Annotated in this window: 14 protein-coding genes; 3 read left to right on the top strand and 11 right to left on the bottom strand. The window is 61.2% G+C overall.

Going from position 1 to position 17,602, the window contains the following annotated elements; genetic code table 11:
- Positions 1-65 precede the first annotated feature (65 nt).
- The 7 genes from bamA to pyrH all read right to left on the bottom strand — a co-directional run bounded on the left by bamA (position 66) and on the right by pyrH (position 8,343).
- Complete coding sequence (bamA, locus tag OIM99_RS11355) at positions 66-2,603, bottom strand: outer membrane protein assembly factor BamA (RefSeq protein WP_311850521.1); 2,538 nt, start codon at positions 2,601-2,603, stop codon at positions 66-68.
- Positions 2,604-2,828: 225 nt separating this feature from the next.
- Positions 2,829-3,989 (bottom strand): RIP metalloprotease RseP, encoded by a 1,161-nt coding sequence (rseP, locus tag OIM99_RS11350; RefSeq protein ID WP_311850520.1) that lies wholly within the window; start codon positions 3,987-3,989, stop codon positions 2,829-2,831.
- 95 nt (positions 3,990-4,084) lie between these two features.
- Positions 4,085-5,296, bottom strand: a complete 1,212-nt coding sequence (gene dxr / locus OIM99_RS11345) for a 1-deoxy-D-xylulose-5-phosphate reductoisomerase (protein ID WP_311850519.1) — start codon at positions 5,294-5,296, stop codon at positions 4,085-4,087.
- Between the two features lie 10 nt (positions 5,297-5,306).
- Positions 5,307-6,182 carry a phosphatidate cytidylyltransferase gene (locus OIM99_RS11340; protein ID WP_311850518.1) on the bottom strand — a complete coding sequence of 292 codons (876 nt, stop codon included), beginning with the start codon at positions 6,180-6,182 and terminating at the stop codon, positions 5,307-5,309.
- A 2-nt stretch (positions 6,183-6,184) separates the two neighbouring features.
- Positions 6,185-6,976, bottom strand: coding sequence for an isoprenyl transferase (locus tag OIM99_RS11335; RefSeq protein WP_311850517.1), 792 nt, complete (start codon positions 6,974-6,976; stop codon positions 6,185-6,187).
- Positions 6,977-7,013: 37 nt separating this feature from the next.
- Positions 7,014-7,568, bottom strand: coding sequence for a ribosome recycling factor (gene frr / locus OIM99_RS11330; protein ID WP_311850516.1), 555 nt, complete (start codon positions 7,566-7,568; stop codon positions 7,014-7,016).
- A gap of 64 nt (positions 7,569-7,632) precedes the next feature.
- Entirely contained in the window at positions 7,633-8,343 is a 711-nt protein-coding gene (gene pyrH, locus OIM99_RS11325; protein WP_311850515.1) for a UMP kinase, read from the bottom strand.
- A gap of 293 nt (positions 8,344-8,636) precedes the next feature.
- On the opposite strand from pyrH, the gene irr reads away from it, so the two are divergent.
- A complete protein-coding gene (gene irr, locus OIM99_RS11320; protein ID WP_409371511.1) occupies positions 8,637-9,122 on the top strand; it encodes a Fur family transcriptional regulator Irr in 486 nt (161 codons plus the stop codon).
- Positions 9,123-9,224: 102 nt separating this feature from the next.
- Here the strand turns inward: irr and OIM99_RS11315 are convergent, their stop codons facing one another.
- The 4 genes from OIM99_RS11315 to OIM99_RS11300 all read right to left on the bottom strand — a co-directional run bounded on the left by OIM99_RS11315 (position 9,225) and on the right by OIM99_RS11300 (position 14,618).
- Positions 9,225-10,451 carry an MFS transporter gene (locus OIM99_RS11315; RefSeq protein WP_311850513.1) on the bottom strand — a complete coding sequence of 409 codons (1,227 nt, stop codon included), beginning with the start codon at positions 10,449-10,451 and terminating at the stop codon, positions 9,225-9,227.
- Between the two features lie 192 nt (positions 10,452-10,643).
- Positions 10,644-11,567, bottom strand: coding sequence for a translation elongation factor Ts (gene tsf / locus OIM99_RS11310; protein WP_311850512.1), 924 nt, complete (start codon positions 11,565-11,567; stop codon positions 10,644-10,646).
- A gap of 126 nt (positions 11,568-11,693) precedes the next feature.
- The gene (locus OIM99_RS11305; protein WP_311850511.1) at positions 11,694-12,707 is read right to left on the bottom strand and encodes a 30S ribosomal protein S2; all 1,014 of its coding nucleotides are present in this window, start codon (positions 12,705-12,707) and stop codon (positions 11,694-11,696) included.
- Between the two features lie 207 nt (positions 12,708-12,914).
- Positions 12,915-14,618, bottom strand: coding sequence for a pilus assembly protein (locus OIM99_RS11300; RefSeq protein ID WP_311850510.1), 1,704 nt, complete (start codon positions 14,616-14,618; stop codon positions 12,915-12,917).
- Positions 14,619-15,046: 428 nt separating this feature from the next.
- On the opposite strand from OIM99_RS11300, the gene OIM99_RS11295 reads away from it, so the two are divergent.
- On the top strand, positions 15,047-16,015 hold the full coding sequence (locus OIM99_RS11295; RefSeq protein WP_311850509.1) for a tripartite tricarboxylate transporter substrate binding protein: 969 nt from the start codon (positions 15,047-15,049) through the stop codon (positions 16,013-16,015).
- A gap of 112 nt (positions 16,016-16,127) precedes the next feature.
- On the top strand, positions 16,128-17,594 hold the full coding sequence (locus tag OIM99_RS11290) for an amidohydrolase family protein (protein ID WP_311850508.1): 1,467 nt from the start codon (positions 16,128-16,130) through the stop codon (positions 17,592-17,594).
- Positions 17,595-17,602: the final 8 nt, after the last annotated feature.

Here is a 17,602-nt window from a genome sequence, read left to right as displayed (position 1 = left end):
CGCCTGTCCTGCAAGTGCAAGTGGGGGAGAAGACCGAACAGCCAAGCTGTTCGGTCGATAGACCCTTAGAAAGTGCCGCCGCCGGAGAAGCGGAAGTACTGGGTGACGTCGCCACCGCGGTAGACGCCGCCGATGTATTCGCTCTTCACGCGAGCGAACGGAATGGCGTAGTCGAAGCGGATCGGGCCCAGCGGCGATTGCCAGATCAAGCTGGCGCCGACCGACGCACGGATCTTACGATCGTCGCGAACGTTCATGCAGTTCGACTGGGTGTAGGCCACGCCCGTGGTGGTGAACAGCGTCGGCTGGCACGGCGTATTGGCCGGCAGGCCGAGTGCCGTGTTGAACACCGTCTTGCCCTCATAGCCAAACAGCGTACCGGCGTCGGCGAACAAGGCGCCGCGCATGCCCACTTCCTTCGGCAGGCCCCAGATCGGGAACTGCACTTCGGCGGTGGCGCCGAAGTAGGTGGTGCCGCCGAGGCCGGCCGAGCGGTTGTCGATACCCGGCGAGGCGTCACGCGGGCCGATACCACCCGGGGCGAAGCCACGCACCAGGCTCGGGCCGAGGTTGAAGTTGTCGAGCAGGTTGACCTTCTGGCCACCGATGCCCGCGATGTTACCCGCCTGCAACTTCACGAAGCCGACGACGTCGTCGTAGATCGGATAGTAGTAGCGCAGTTCACCGGTGGTGCGCAGGAAGCGCGCGTTGCCGCCAAGGCCCGCGACGTCCTGCTTGAATTCAGCATAGAGGCCGGCGGTCGGGTTCTTGACGTTGTCGAGCGAGTTATAGATCAGCGAATAACCCGGCATCGAGATCAGGCGGCTCTTCAGAGCGGCATCCTTCATCGCCACCGACGCTTCACCATTGGACACGCAGGTCAGGTAGGTGCCAGCCGGCGGAATGTTATTCGTGCCATTGAAACCGGACACACCGTTCCAACCCGGCGTATAGCCTGGGATCGGGAACTGACAGTCGTTGTAAGGACGCTGCAGCGTGTTCGGGATGCTGATGCTGGTGGTGTATAGCGAATAACGCAGACCGACCGAGAACTCGTCGGTGATCGGCAGACCTAGGCGCAGCGCGCCACCGGTCGTGCGGCTCTCATAGACCGAGTAAATCGAGTTCAACGTCTGCTTATGATAGAGGTCGAAGCCCGCCGACATCCGATAGCCCATGAAATAGGGCTCGGTGAAGGAGAAGTCGATGCCGCGGGTACGCTGGCCGAGGGTCAGCGCGACGCGGACGAACTGGCCGCGACCCTGGAAGTTGGATTCCGACACCGACACTTCGCCGATGATACCGTCGGTGGTCGAGTAACCGCCCGAGATACCGAACGAACCGGTGGGCTGATCTTCAACGTCGACGATGACGACCACGCGGTCCGGCGAAGAACCCGGCTCATTGGTGATGCGCACCTTCTTGAAGAAGCCGAGGTTGTTGAGGCGGCGTTCGGCGCGCTCAACGAGCACACGATTATAGGCGTCGCCTTCACCGATATCGAACTCGCGGCGAATCACGTAGTCGCGCGTGCGGGTGTTGCCGCGCACGACGATGCGCTCGATGTAGACGCGCGGGCCTTCCTCGATGACGAAGTTCAGCGCGATGGTCTGAGCGGCCGGGTTGCGATCACCCTGCGGACGCGCCGACGAGAAGGCATAGCCCTTGCGCGAAACTTCGCGCGTCAGATTCTCGACCGACTTCTCGACCAGATCGCCATTGTAGACGTCGCCCGGCGACAGCCGCACCTGACGGCGCAGCGCATCCGGATCGACATCGGCGATGCGCGAGTCAACATTCACGGAGCTGACGCGATATTGCGCGCCTTCGTCGACAGTGACGGTGATGACCCAGCCTTCGCGGGCTTCATCATAGCGGGCGTCGTTGCCGACGATGCGGAAATCGGCATAGCCGTTCTTCAGATAGAAGCGGCGGATGACTTCGAGATCCGACGAAATCTTATCCGGATCATAGACGTCGGTGTTCTTGAAGAACGACAGCCAGTTCATTTCCGTCGTCTGCATCAGGTTGCGCAGACGGTAACCGGAATAGGCTTGGTTGCCGACGAAAACGATGTCGCGAACGCCGGTCTTGCCACCTTCGTTGATGGTGAAGACGACGTCGATGCGGCCGTTCGGCAGGGCGACGGTGCGCGACGTAACCTGGGCGGCGCCACGGCCGGCGCGACGATAGAGGTCCTTGATGCGCTCGATATCGGCCTGAACGGTGGACGGATTATAAGCGCCGCGGGATTTGGTCTGAATTTCGGGGAGGAGCTGCTCGCTCTTGACCTTGCTGTTTCCCTCGAAGGCAACGCGGTTGATGACGTTGTTTTCGACCACGGAAACGACGATGCGGCCACCTTCGTGGCGAACCTTCACGTCGGAGAACAGGCCCGTGGCGTAAAGGTCCTTCACACCCTGATTGATGCGGCCCTGGTCGGTGCCACCAAAATAGGAACGAATGGTCTCGGCATCGACACGCTGGCTGCCTTGAACCACGATCTGCTGGGCTTGGGCCGGAACGCTGACGGAGACAGCAACCGGAACCCCTACCGCGAGAGCAAAGGCCAACCGGTAGAGATAAGCTCTAATGAACCGCATCTTTGAATAGTTCCCCGTCAAAACCCATACGCCTTAAGGCGCTCTGCAATCCGGCTTGCCCCACCGGTATGGTAAACGCCCTGTTAATACGCTTACGCTACAGTATGCCCATCACGGCCATAGGTTCTACAAGGTTTACACTTTCGTGCAAATGCGAAATTCCTGATTTTTGCGGTTTTCAGAGACATAGTGGCACTCACGACACGATTTACGGTAAGCAATCACTTAACCGCCGCCACTGCCCAGCCAACTGGCTAGTTTTGGGCCTACGTGCAGCAGATCGTTCATGGTCGCAAACAACATCAACGCCATGACAAGACCAAGACCGACACGGAATCCCCACTCCTGTTTCTGTTCGCTCATCGGGCGGCCCTTCACCGCTTCGATGGCGTAATAGAGCAGATGACCGCCGTCGAGCATCGGAATCGGCATCAAATTCAGCAAACCGATGGAGATCGATAGAATCGCGGCCAGATTGAGCAGCGCACCGAAGCTGACTTTGGCAACGACTCCAGAGATTTCGGCGATGCGGATCGGACCGGAAATCTGTTCCGCCGATTCGCGCCCGACAAACACGCCGCCGATGAACGAGACCGTGCGTTCGATGATGAAGCCCGTTTCGTGGACCGACATAACCGCGGCTTGCGGCAGGCTGAACCGCTGCTCGCGCCAGTTTTCAGGCTTGGTCACCGGATCGACGCCGATCAACCCCATCCGGTTCTTGCCGAATGGCGTGGAGACATCCCTCAGACGCGGCGTAACAGTCAAGCTGATGTCTTTATTGCCACGCTGAACGACGAAGGCGAGCGGAACGTCCGGGGAAATCTGGACGATTCGCTGCATCTGCCCCCAATTCTCGATCGGCTGACCATTCACAGAGACAATCAGGTCGCCCGACTGGATACCCGCCGCCTCGGCCGCCTGGCCTGGCTGAACGCGGTTGATCTGGGCCAGAAAGTCGCCCCGCCCCTGCAGCCAGAAGCTGCCGGTGAAAATCACCAGGCCGAGCAGAAAGCTGGCGGCCGGTCCGGCAAAGACGATGGCCGCGCGCTTCCACACCGGCTGTGCGAAAAAGCTGATCTTACGTTCCTCCGCGGGCATGCTCGCCTGGAGTTCGCTCGATCCCATGCTGGCGCCATTGGGATCGCCATGGAATTTCACGTAGCCACCCAGGGGAATCCAGGAGAAGCGCCAACGGGTGCCCTTCTTGTCGGTGAAGGCGACGATCTCGCGGCCAAAGCCGATGGAAAAGACATCCGCTTTCACGCCGCACCAGCGACCGACCAGAAAATGGCCAAGCTCATGGAAGAAGACGACGATGGTGAGGACGAACAAGAACGGAACGAGATAACTCGCCATACCCCACAGATATTGCACTAACGCCATGCCGGTTCGCCTCCAGCCGGAACCGCCATGCTTCAGGGGCGCCCGGCCGCGTGGTTAATAAATCCTTACTATGGCGGCACTTTGCCGAACTGCGGTCACGGCGCCAAGAGGATCCGGCATCTTTCTCTGGAAATATGGTCAACGGCGAGGGCTTCGTCGATCGTCGCCGGCTCGCGCGCCTCGCCAGCCGCGACCGCCTGATCGCAAATTTCCGCAACGATTCGAGCAATTTCCTGGAAACCGATACGGCGGCCCAGGAATAGATCCACCGCCACTTCATTGGCGGCATTGAGCACCGTCGGCAGCCCCTGCCCGTGGCGCAAAGCATCGATAGCGACGCCCAAGGCGGGAAATTTTTCGAGATCGGGACGCTCGAACGTCAGACTGCCGATCTCAGCCAGATCGAGCCTGCGGGTCCGCGTCGTCATACGGGCCGGAAAGCCCAGACAATGGGCTATTGGCACAGCCATGTCCGGCTGACCGAGGCCAGCCGTCACCGCACCGTCAGCGAAAGCGACGAGGCCGTGGACGATCGATTGCGGATGAACGAGCACGTCCAGCCGCTCGGCCTCGACACCGAACAGATAATGCGCCTCGATCAGTTCGAGACCCTTGTTCATAAGGCCGGCGGAATCGATCGTCACTTTCGGCCCCATCGCCCAATTGGGATGAGCGAGCGCCTGTTCGGGCGTTGCCGCGGCGATCTGTTCGCGCGACCAATTGCGGAACGGTCCGCCGGAGGCCGTGAGAATCATTTTCTCGATGGTCGCGGGATCGGCACCACCGAGAGCTTGGAAGATCGCATTGTGCTCGCTGTCCATCGGCAGCACGTCGCCGTTGGCGCGTTGGACCGTGCGCATGAACGGCGCGCCGGCACAAACGAGACATTCCTTGTTGGCCAGCGCGATGGTGCGGCCCGCTGAAGCTGCCGCATGGGTGGGACGCACACCGGCTGTGCCAGCGATGCCGGCGACAACCAGATCGGAGGGCAAAGCGGCCGCTTCGCACATCGCGTCGATGCCGGCCGAAACGATGATCCCCGTCCCCGCCAGCGCGTCACGCAAAGCCTCGTAGCGATCGGCGCGCGCAATGACGGCGCGTTGTGCCTTCAGCGCGATCGCCATTTCAGCGAGCGCCACCACGTCTTGGCCACCAACGACGGCTTCGACGAGAAACTGATCCGGCGCTTCCAGGATCACATCGCGCGTCGTGCGGCCGATCGAGCCGGTGGCGCCGAGAATGACGAGCCGCCGCGGCGCCGTTTGCGCCGTTGCCGCGGGAGTTGAGAAAGCGTTCGCTGATCGCATCACAGACCGCTCACCACCAGACCAGCAGGCCGCGCGCCGGCGCATAGAAACCATTGCGGGCAAGACCGATGATCGCCGCCAGGGTGACAGCCACGATGAAACCGTCAAGCCGGTCCATCGCGCCGCCATGTCCTGGAATGAGCTGGCTCGAATCCTTGACGCCGAAATGCCGCTTCATGCCGGATTCAAACAGATCGCCGCCCTGCGCCGCGAGCCCCGCGAGAATGCCGACCAGGAACACCGGCAGCAGATTGATCTCACCCGCCGTGCGCCAATATTGCACGACGCTGACACCGAGGCCCGCGCCACAGACGACGCCGCAGATCAGGCCCGACCATGTCTTGCCCGGCGAAATGCGCGGCCACAGTTTCGGCCCACCAATCAGCCGGCCGCCGAAATAGGCCATCACATCGGTGCCCCACACGACGGCGAAGGCCCACAAGATCGACGTCGGCCCTTCAAAGAAAGAAGAACGCAACACGCACACCGAAATGACCATGGCGCCCGCGTAAACGAGGCCAGGCCCAGCCCACAGGGCTTTCTCGCGTCCGGCCAGAAGGGCAACGATGACGGCACCAACGAGGATGACGAGAACGGCGATATCGGCCTTCAACGTGAGCGAGAGCTGCGCGGCGACCGCCAGCGCCAGCCCACCAACGATAAGCCGATAGCGTTCCTGCGCGCCGCCGACCATACGCTGCCATTCCCAGAAGACGGCGAAACCGGCGATCATCCAGAAGAGCGCGAACACATGTCCGCCAAGCCAGGCGCTGCCGAGCGCCAGAGCGACCATGACGATGGCCGACAAGAAGCGCGGTCCAAGATCGCGCAATGCGCCCGTCTTTTGCGGTTCCGCCGGCGACACGTCTGATTGACCATCCGACACGATTACGCACCACTCAGGGCAATGCGGCCAGCCTCGTCGACCGCGGTCACGCCACCGAAACGCCGCTCGCGGCTGGAATATTCACGCAGCGCCATTTCCAACGCTGCCTTGTCGAAATCTGGCCAATGCAGCGGCAGGAAAACGAATTCCGCATAAGCGGCCTGCCACAGCAGAAAGTTCGACAGACGCTGTTCGCCCGACGTGCGGATAATGAGATCGGGATCGGGAATGCCTGACGTGTCGAGTTCGGCATCGAGCGCATTGGCATCGATGGACGATACATCAATTTCGCCACGCAAGGCGCGCTGGGCCAGACGTTGCGCCGCCGCCGCGATCTCCTGACGGCTGCCATAATTGAAGGCCACCACCAGCGTCATATTGGTGTTGTTCTTGGTCAGCTCTTCGGCTTCGAGCAGCAAAGCTCTGATGTCGCCGGCCAGTTTGTCGCGCGAGCCGATGACACGCACGCGTACGCCGCTGCGATGCAGTTCGGCCAGATCGTTGCGGATGAAGCGCTTCAGAAGTCCCATCAGATCGGAGACTTCTTGCTGCGGCCGCGACCAGTTCTCCGACGAGAAGGAATAGATGGTCACATAGGAAATTCTGAGATCGCCAGCGGCGCGGATCGTGCGGCGCAGTGCTTCGACACCACGACGATGGCCTTCGAAACGCGGCAGACCGCGTGACGCGGCCCAACGTCCGTTGCCATCCATGATGATACCGATGTGGCGCGGAATCCGGAGCGCATCAGCGGGCTTGCCGCCGTCGGTCGCTCCCGCCGTTTCGTTCCGCATCGCCTGCTCCGCGCTCATGGCGCCCCGACCGCCAGGGCTAAACCTGCATGATTTCTTTTTCCTTGGCTGCGAGAACCTGATCGACCTCGGCGACGGCCTTATCGGTCGCCTTCTGCACATCATTGCTGAAGCGCTTCTCGTCGTCCTCGCTGATCGCCTTGTCCTTCAGCATTTTCTTGAGCTGATCGATGCCATCGCGACGGATATGGCGCACCGCAACGCGCGCTTCTTCCGCGTATTTATGCGCGATCTTGGCGAGCTCCTTGCGGCGCTGCTCGTTGAGCTCGGGAATGCGGATGCGCAGCGTCTGCCCTTCGGTCGTCGGATTGAGACCGAGATTGGCATCGCGGACCGCCTTGTCGACAGCACCGACCATGCCCTTGTCCCAGACCTGCACGGCCAGCAAACGCGGCTCCGGCACCGACACCGTCGCCACCTGGTTGAGCGGCATGCTTTGGCCATAGGCCACCACCTGCACCGGGTCGAGCAGAGCGGCCGAGGCGCGGCCGGTGCGCAGACCGGAGTATTCGTGTTTCAGCGACTGGATCGAACTCTGCATCCGCCGCTGAAGATCAGCGATATCATATGCCATGATCTATTTCCGTCATCCCTTCGGGCCATGGGCCCGCCACTACGCCTTTCCGCCGGAGCGGGTCTTACGGCGCCACGAGCGTGAACTTGCCCTCACCGCGCAGGGCTTTACTGATCGCCTCGGGTTCGGCGATCGAGAATACGATTATCGGAATTAGGTTCTCACGGGCAAGGGCAAAGGCCGCCGTGTCCATGATGGCCAGATTCTTTGAAATGGCTTCGTCCTGGCTCAGCTTTTCATAGCGGGTGGCGGTTTTGTCCTTCTTGGGGTCGGCCGAATAGACCCCGTCGACCTGGGTCGCCTTCATGACCGCATCGGCCGACAGTTCCGCCGCGCGCAGCACGGCGCCGGTGTCGGTGGTGAAGAACGGGTTGCCGGTGCCGCCGGCCAAAACCGTCACCCGGCCCTTGCCGAGATGATTCAAAGCCGCCTGGCGCGAATAGGGCTGGCAGACATAGGGCATCGGCACCGCCGACAGGGCGCGGGCCGCGTGACCCGCCTTTTCGATGGCATGCTCAAGGGCCAGCGCGTTCATCACCGTTGCCAGCATGCCAATGGAATCAGCGCGGGCCCGGTCGATCCCCTTGTCAGCGCCCTGAATGCCGCGGAAGAAATTGCCGCCGCCGACGACGACGGCGATCTCAATGCCGGCATCGGCGGATTTGGCGAGGTCGCCGGCGATCCGCTCCAGGGTGGGCTGATCCAAGCCATGGCTGCCCGAGCCCATCAGGGCCTCGCCCGACAATTTCACCACGACACGTTTCAACGACCCCATTTTTACACCTCAACGCCAGCCAAATTTCGGCCAAACACTGTTCGCTAGCGCGATTCGAGGGTTGTATGCCAGTAGCCGGCGCCTATGTTCACTGGGAAATGGTCAAGCAGATGGCCGATATCCGGACAATCGGATTTCGGCGGAATGTCAGAACCCTCGATTTTTCAGAAAGGTTCTAAACTGGCCGGAAAGTTGCATCGGGCCTCTTTGTTTTTTGATTCAGATCAAATTCTGATGACAAAAACCTCGTCATAATACATAAGTGAACGTGCAAATTTTCGGGCCCGCCCAAAATGCTACAAAAGGAACTGGGAAAAGTGGCGTCTGTTAGCTCTCGTCCGACCCCTGGAGGGATTGGTTGTGTTCCGCGCATGGTCAGCGAAAAGCTGCGCAAGGCGGGACTTCGTCCGACTCGGCAACGCCTGGCTCTCGGCTGGCTGTTGTTCGGCAAGGGTGACCGTCACCTGACCGCCGAGCAGCTCTACGAGGAAGCCCGGGGCGCGCGCGTGAACATGTCGCTGGCGACCGTCTACAATACGCTGCGCCAGTTCACCGAAAGCGGCCTGCTGCGCGAAGTGGCTCTGTTCGGTTCCAAGGTTTGGTACGACACCAACACCGGCCCACACTATCATTACTATGTCGAGGAGCAGGACGAGCTGTTCGACATTCCCGACATGATGGTGCCGCAGCTCGCCGTTCCAGGCGCGCCGGAAGGCATGATCATCGCCGGCGTCGACGTCATCGTCCGCCTGAAGAAGGCCCCGACGGCCACTTCCTGATCGATCCAGATTTCCTGCCAAGTTTCCTGAACGACAAACGGCCCCTTCGGGGCCGTTTTCTTTTTGTGTCCTGGTTGCAGGGGCTTCGGCGCCCCTACCCCGTTATCGGCGCTCGAGGTTCGGCAGGAACCAGGCAACGACCCCGATCAGCGGCAGGAAGGCGCAGATCTGGAACACGAAGTTCAGGCTGGTGACGTCAGCCAGATGCCCCAGTGCCGCCGCGGCGATACCCGACATGCCGAAGGAGAAGCCCAGGAACAGGCCCGACAGCATGCCCGTGCGACCAGGCACCAGTTCCAACGCATAGACGACGATCTGCGACATGGACGAAGCGGTGATGAAACCGATCAGCACCGTCAGCACCGCCGACCAGAAGAGGTTGGCATAAGGCAGCATCAGGGTGAACGGCAACGCGCCCAGGATCGAGAACCAGATGATGTATTTGCGCCCGAAGCGATCGCCCAACGGGCCGCCCAGATAAACGCCCGACGCCGTCGCCGCCATGAACAGGAACAGATAGAGCTGCGAATCCCGCAGACTGATCTGGAACTTGTCCATCAGATAGAAGGTGTAGAACGTATTGAGGCTCGAGCTGTAGAAGGCCTTCGAGAACATCAGCAACAGAAGCAGCGTGATGATGGTGAAAACCTTGCTGCTGGTGAAGCCATGGACCGAACCACCGCCGGAACGGCGCTTGATGCCGCCCTCCCGCTTGATGGCCGCCGCATACCAGCGACCGACCCAGGCCAGAACCGCCATCGCCACGAGGGCCACGGCCGCGAACCAGACGAGACCGCGCTGGCCGAGGGGAACGACGACGAAGGCCGCCAGCAGCGGACCCGCCGCCTGACCAAAATTGCCGCCAACCTGGAACGTCGCCTGAGCCGTGCCCATACGGCCGCCAGCGGCCATGCGCACGACACGCGAGCCTTCCGGATGAAAGATCGACGAACCGATACCGACGGTCGCCGCCGCGATCAGCAATGTCCAATAGGTGCCCGCGAAGGCCAGCATGAGCAGGCCGGTCAGCGTCGCGCCCATGCCCACCGCCAGCCCCCAGGGCGTCGGCCGCTTGTCGGTGTACATGCCGATGAACGGCTGCAGGATCGACGCGGTGATCTGAAACGCCAGGGCGATATAGCCGATCTGGGAGAAGTCGAGGCTGTAGGTGTCCTTCAGCATCGGAAAGACGGCAGACAGAAGCGATTGCAGGAGATCGTTGAGGAAATGCGCGAAGCACATGATCCAAAGGATCGCGTGCACAGGCCCCACCGCATCAAGAGCGCCCGACGGCGCGGCTCCAACCTTGACTTCGGCATTGGCGCTCATGGCGACACAGTCCTTACTGATCTTGTCTGAATGATCCCGAAAAGGAGAAAGGTGGCGTCGGGGAGAACCCGTACGCCACCCTCCAAACGGTGCCGGCAAAATAATCCAAGCGCCGGCTTGCGGCAATCGCGAAGCCTGCGCCCCAGTCATGCACAAGAGGCATGCAAAGGCGCGTTCCAGGCCAGGATTAGATCAGCCTTTGGTCATGCTCGCGACTTCAGCGGCGAAGTCCGGGGCGTCAGCCTTCTCGATGCCCTCGCCCAGCGCATAGCGCACGAAGCCCTTCAGGGCGACGGGCGCGCCGGCGGCCTTGGCGGCTTCGTTGACGATCTGCGAGACCGTCTTGGCGGGATCGTGGATGAAGGCCTGCTCGACCAGCGTCACTTCCTTGTAATAGGTCTTGATGCCGGACTCGACGATCTTCTCGAGCACATTGGCCGGCTTGCCGGCATTCTTCTCGCGCAGCACGTTCTTCTCGCGCTCGACGGTCGCCGGGTCGAGACCATTGGCATCCAGCGCCAGCGGCGAAGCGGCGGCGATGTGCATGGCGATCTTGCGGCCGAGGTCGGCAAGTGCCGCAGCGTTGCCGGTCGATTCGAGGCCGACGATGACGCCGATCTTGCCCTGGCCTTCGGCGACGGCGTTGTGGACGTAATGGCCGACAACACCGTGCGCGACGCTCACCGAAGCGGCGCGACGCAAGGTCATATTCTCACCAATGGTGGCGATGGCATTCGAGATCGCATCGGCAACGGTGCCGCCGCCGGGATAATGCTGATCGCGCAGCTTCTCCACGTCGACGATGCCCTTTTCCAGGGCGACGAGCGCGATCGAACGGGCGAGCGCCTGGAATTCTTCGTTGCGGGCGACGAAGTCGGTTTCGGAGTTCACTTCGACGGCAACGCCCTGGTGGCCGTTGACGGCAACGGTGACGAGACCTTCGGCCGCGACGCGATCGGACTTCTTGGCCGCCTTCGACAGACCCTTCTTACGCAGCCAGTCGATGGCCGCTTCGATGTCGCCATTGGTTTCGTTGAGCGCGGTCTTGCAGTCCATCATACCCGCGCCAGTCTTTTCGCGCAGGTCTTTCACCATCGCAGCGGTAATGTTCGCCATGAGCAATTTCCTTGCTGATTTCCTTCGGATCGGAACGTCTTCGCCTCAGCGTGCGGCTGAGGCGAAGGATTGAGCAACAATCGCGACGATTGAATGTCGCTCTTTGAAGTCAGTGCGAGCTGGCGCTCAGCCGGCGGCCAGCGTGCGGGCCTGCTCGACCCACTTGTCGCGCGCGATGCGGCCGTTCAGCTTGAGATCGGCGTCGACCTTGGCGACATCGGCGTCGGTCATCGCACCGATCTGCCAGTAGTGGAAAATGCCGCCGTCGTTGAGCTTCTTGACGATCTGCGGACCAACGCCCTGCAGCTTGGCGAGATCGTCCGGCGCGCCGCGCGGAGCAGCGAGCAGTTCGAAGGCCTCGGTCGGCACGTCATCGGCTTCGACGGGCGCGGCCGGAATCTCATGATCGACCGGCGCTTCCGAAGCACCCAGATCAACGCCAGACGAACCCTGGCTGCGCGAAATGCCGTCGATGGCGGCACGGGCGATCAGATCGCAATAGAGCGCGATGGCGCGGCCCGCATCGTCATTGCCCGGCACCGGGAAGGCGATGCCATCGGGATCGCAATTGGTGTCGAGGATGGCGGCCACCGGGATGCCCAGGCGGTTGGCTTCCTTGATCGCCAGTTGTTCCTTGTTGGTGTCGATGACGAAGATCAGGTCGGGCGTGCCGCCCATGTCCTTGATGCCGCCCAGAGCCTTCTCGAGCTTGTCGCGCTCGCGCGACAGCATCAGGCGTTCCTTCTTGGTCAAGCCTTGGGCGCCGGAGTTCAGCTCCTCATCGACCTTGCGCAGGCGCTGGATCGAGCCGGAAATGGTCTTCCAGTTGGTCAACATGCCGCCGAGCCAGCGGGAGTTGACGTAATACTGGGCCGAACGCTTGGCGGCGTCGGAGATGGCATCGGACGCCTGGCGCTTGGTGCCGACGAGGAGAACGCGGCCACCCTTGGCGACGGTGTCGGACACGGCCTTCAGAGCCTGGTGCAGCAGCGGCACGGTCTGGGCGAGATCGATGATGTGGATGTTATTGCGCGCGCCGAAAATATAGGGACCCATTTTCGGGTTCCAGCGGTGCGATTGATGGCCGAAGTGGGCGCCGGCTTCGAGGAGCTGACGCATGGAAAAATCGGGCAATGACATAACTGTACTTCTCCGGTTGAACCTCAGCGGACAGCGGGCCGGAACTTCCGACCACCGGAGCGGCCCTTGGATCAGGGTCGCGATAGATCCGCCTGTGGAATGGCGCGCTGTTACCCGACCAGCGGCAAAAACGCAAGCTGAAAGCGCCCTCCCCGTGAAATGTTCCTGTCATCAAGGGGATAGGATTGTCAGGTAACTCAATACCTATCAATTGATCAAACGCAGGCTGCCGCTGCCGATCCCCGCCGAAATCTGCTGGAAGGCACTGACCAGGCCGGTCGAGGAATTGGTGAAGAAGGCGCGTCGGGAATCGCCCGCGCAATCGGTCAGCAATTGCTTGCCGGCATCGTCGATCGGATCCGATTTGCCGGAGAAACCGACCGTATAGATCGTGACCCCTTGGGCTCGGGCATTGGCGCAGGCTTCGCGCGTCAACTGATCCATGGCCGCACGCGCGTCGGTTTCCGAGCCAACGTTCTGATTAGTCGCCGACAGCCGCGTATTGGCGTTCTTATAGTAGCCATAGGCCGAATAGCTCGACTTATCGACCACGTTGGATGCCGAATTCCAGGTGTTCTCGCCGTCCGTCATCAGTACGATCACCTTCATATTGTTGGAGGCGCCATAGGCTTTGCCATCGGTGAACGGCGCATTCGGCGAGATCGTATGCCAGCCCCACATGAAACCCTGATGGATATTGGTCTGGCCATTGGCGGCGAGCGCCGAGATCTTGGTCTGCAAGGTCGTCTTGCCCGTCTGCATGCGCACCAGTGATGCGGAATTGCAATAACGGTTCGGCCCTTTGGTCGAAGAGTTGGAAACACTCGATGAGCCATTTGAATATTTGCACAGGCGCGATTGCTTCGTCGTTTCATCGGCGAGCGTCTCACCGCTTGGGCTCGAAGTACATGTGCCGCCGTTGTCGTTAAGATAGCTGTTGTCGTAGCTGTTCGAATTATTGACCGTGCCGGTCGTCGTCGTCGTAACGTAACGCCCCTTCGACCAGTCGTAATAGGTCTGCGTGATGGTGCCGGTGTATTGGGCATCCGGTTCATCGGGCGCCAGCAAAGGCACGAAATAGCTGTCGGGCGTTCCCACGACCGGCGCAGCGTCCGTGACATTATAGGGATATGTCCGCGCTTCGACGCAGCCCGTCCAGTCCCAGGACGAACGGATCGCTTTCAATTTGGTGAACAGACCGAAACGGCTGGAAGCGACAGACGAGTCGCGCGCAAAAGCAGGACTGCGGAAAGATTCATCCGAGGCCCCCGTCAGATCGAACCACGCGGAACCAGCATAATCCGTCCCAATATTGACCGTGGGCGCGAAAGGCACCACCGACATCTTCATGCCGGTCTTGAGCGGGCTCGTGTCGAACATATAGTCGACGAAGGAATTGGCGGCCGTTTGCATGGCGGAAAGCTTGGTCACGCCATCGCTGGTCTTGTTGGTCATCGACCCCGTCGTGTCGAGCACGAGCGCAACTTCCACGGTGCCAACACCATTGACGGTGCTGCAAGCGGAGGCGCGGATCGTCACCGTATCGACATTCGCGATGCGCATCAGCGTCGTCGGCAAAGCCTTGCTTGCCTTGACGCAGATGGCATTGCCGGCCGCGTTGAGCGAGGGATATCCAGTGTCGAGCGAGATCGAAGCATCATGGGTGAGTGCCGTCAAATAGGTGGCTGCACTCGTCGTCAGCGCGGGATCACGCACGCCATTGGAATAATCTTGCATGGCTTTCAAGGCGACGGCATCGACGGCGGTTTGCAGCGACGTGTTCGACGTGACCGCGCGACCATAGTCGACCGCCGCTGCCACGGTGAGCATGGCGACGGACGCACTCAGAGCGAAGGTCATCGAGACCGAACCGCGCCGATGCGCCAGAAAGCGCATCGCGCGACGAGCCATAGACCGCTTCAGCCAAGCGGAGGAAAGGAAGTCCATACGGGTGAGCCCCAGCACAATCCCGAACGCAATACGTCGTTTCAGGTGGTCGGATTCATGGCTGATCAACCATCAAGCGAACCTGAAAATCGCCGTTCAAGTTTGAATGAAAAGGCCGCATATCCTTGAAAAAAGTCGAGGTTCAGCCATCGGTTCCATCCGCCTACGATATAATTGCCGGCCTCCGCGTGGCGAAAAATCGCGACTTCGGCCCATTTTCGGAGGGGATTGGCGCGCTTACAGGATCAGCACGGCGATTTTAATGATGAATCCGAATTCGTGGGAAGTTTCCACGCTTTACAGGGGAAAAGCCAAAAATAGGCTGAAGAAATTCTCTTAGCGTCCATGATCCCTTAAGATGTCGGCGTGAACGACAACAAGGGGGGAACGTCATGAGAAGCACGCGCTGGCGCGCGGCTGCAGCCGCCATTATTGCATGCGCCGCGATCGCAACCACAGCCCAGGCCCAGGACTATCCGACGCGCCCCATCAAGGCCGTCGTGTCCTATACGGCCGGTAGTGGCGCCGACATTCTCGCGCGTTATTTCACCGAGGAATTGGCGAGGCTGATCGGCCAGCCACTGGTCGTCGAAAACCGGCCAGGCGCGGGCGGCAATATCGGCGGCAATGTCGTCGCCAAGGCGCCACCCGATGGCTACACCCTGTTCGTCACGCCCTCGGCTCCAGTCACCGGCAATTTCGTGCTCTATAAGGAAATGCCGTACCGGTTCGAGGATTTCGCGCCGGTCACCACCCTGGTCAACGTGCCCTTCACCATCGTCGTCAAAGGCGACAGCCCGGTGAAGACCATGGCCGATCTGACCGCCTTGATCCGCGCGAAACACGGCAAGGCCACCTACGGCGCGCCGACCACCTCGTCGATCGCCATCACCGGCATGTATCTCGACGAGATCCAGGCAACGGCCACGCAAGTGCCCTACAAAGCCGCGCAGGAGGCGCTGCGCGATATCGAAACCGGCAATGTCGATTTCCTGATCCTCGACCTCACCGGCGCGCTCGGCGCTTTGAACCGCGGCAGCGTGCGCGCGATCGCCATGCTCGGCGACGAGCGTTTCCCAAGCTTCCCGGACGTGCCGACCGCGCGCGAACAGGGATCGAAAAACGTGCACTGGATCGCCGAATTCTATGCGCTGATGCCAGCCGGGACGCCGCCAGCTTATGTGGCGAAGGTCGAAGGCCTGCTCAACGAGATCCTCAAGCGCGACGAAACGCGGGCCTTTCTCTTAAAGGCCGGCGGCATGCCCTACCCCGGCACGAGCCAGCTTCTGCACGAGCGCATGCTGGCGACGATCGAGAAATGGAAACGCGCGGCGACGATCGGAAAAATCCCGCAGCTCTAGTTTCATCGGCACCACCGTATTTCCACGGTGCCCATCGCGGTTTCGGCGCTCCCCGCAAATGTGGCGAGAGTTTTGCTTTAGCAATGCAACCTTATCGAAGGAGACAGGCCTGATGCTCAACCGCCGTTCATTCGCCAAATTGCTTGGCGCAACCTCTCTTGCCGGCTGCGCCTGTACGCTGCCCAGCGGCTTCGTCGCCGAGGCCGTGGCGCAGACGCCAGCAGCGCCTGTTGGCCGAGGCGCCTATCTCATCAAGAATGGCGCGGTGATCACCGTCGATCCGAAACTCGGCGTGCTGCCGCGTGCCGACGTGCTCGTCCGCAACGGCGTTATTGAAGCGGTCGGCGAGAATCTGAACGGCGCCGGTGTCGAGACCATCGATGCCGAAGACATGATCGTCATGCCAGGCTTCATCGATACCCACTATCACATGTGGAGCGCGCTCGGCCGCAATTACCTCGCCGACGGCGGCTTCGAATATTTTCCGGCGAAGAACGCCACGTCGGCACTCTATACGCCGGACGATTTCTACAACAGCATCATGCTGGCGATGGCCGAACTCGCCAACAACGGCGTCACCACCGTCCACAATTGGGCGCATAACGTGCGCTCCCCCGCCCATGCCGATGCGGAACTGCGCGCCCATAAGGACTCATTGCTGCGCGCCCGCTATGCCTATGGCCATATCGACATGCTGGCGCGCGACAAGCCGCTCGACTTCACCGACATCGAGCGCGTCCGCAAAGACTATTTCTCCTCCGGAACCGCCTTCGACGGGCTGGTGCATTTCGGCGTCAATCTGCGCGGCATTGGCCAGGCGACGGAAGCCGTGTTCCACGAGGACGTTGGCCAGGCGCTGGCCCGTAAACTGCCCATCGCCGTTCATGCGGGCCAGGCGCCGCCGAATAACTTCAATGCGGTCGACTACGAGAAGCGCGGCTATCTCGGGCCGAACTTCCTCGTCTGCCATTACCTGCCAGGCTCGGATGAAGATTATGCCGCGATGGTGCGGGCCGGATCGCCGCTGAGCTTCGCCACCCATTCCGAACACCGTTTGGGGCTCGCGGGCGATGCCCGAGAAGCCTTCATGCGCATGCGCAAGGCCGGCCTGTCGATCTCACTGTCCTGCGACGCCAGCTCGATCACGCCGCCGAACATGCTCGAGATCATGCGCTTTACATGGAACATGGCGATCCCCTGGCGCGGCACGAAATCGGACAAGGACCCGTTCCTCGGCTTCAAGGAAGTGATCGAGATGGGCACGATCAACGGTGCCAAGGCGCTCGGCCTTGGCGATGTCACCGGCTCGCTGACGCCGGGCAAGCGCGCCGACATCATCCTGATCAACGCCAATGACGTGAACACCGCGCCCTTGGCCAATATCGAGGCAACCGTGGTGATGTCGGCGACACCGGCCAATGTCGACACGGTCCTCATCGACGGTAAGATCGTCAAGCGCGGCGGCAAGCTCGTCGCCTACGACGTGCCGCGCATCGTGCGGTCGGCGAAGGAATCCTCGCTGCGCATCCGCAAGAGCGCCGGCGGCCGGCTGACGCCTCCGGCCTGCTGCGGCGGTTAGTCATCACA

The organism is Methylocella sp. CPCC 101449, from assembly GCF_031921685.1.
Taxonomy (GTDB): domain Bacteria; phylum Pseudomonadota; class Alphaproteobacteria; order Rhizobiales; family Beijerinckiaceae; genus Terripilifer.
Note: the sequence above shows the minus strand (reverse complement) of the source record. Positions and strands in the feature narration are given on the sequence as shown.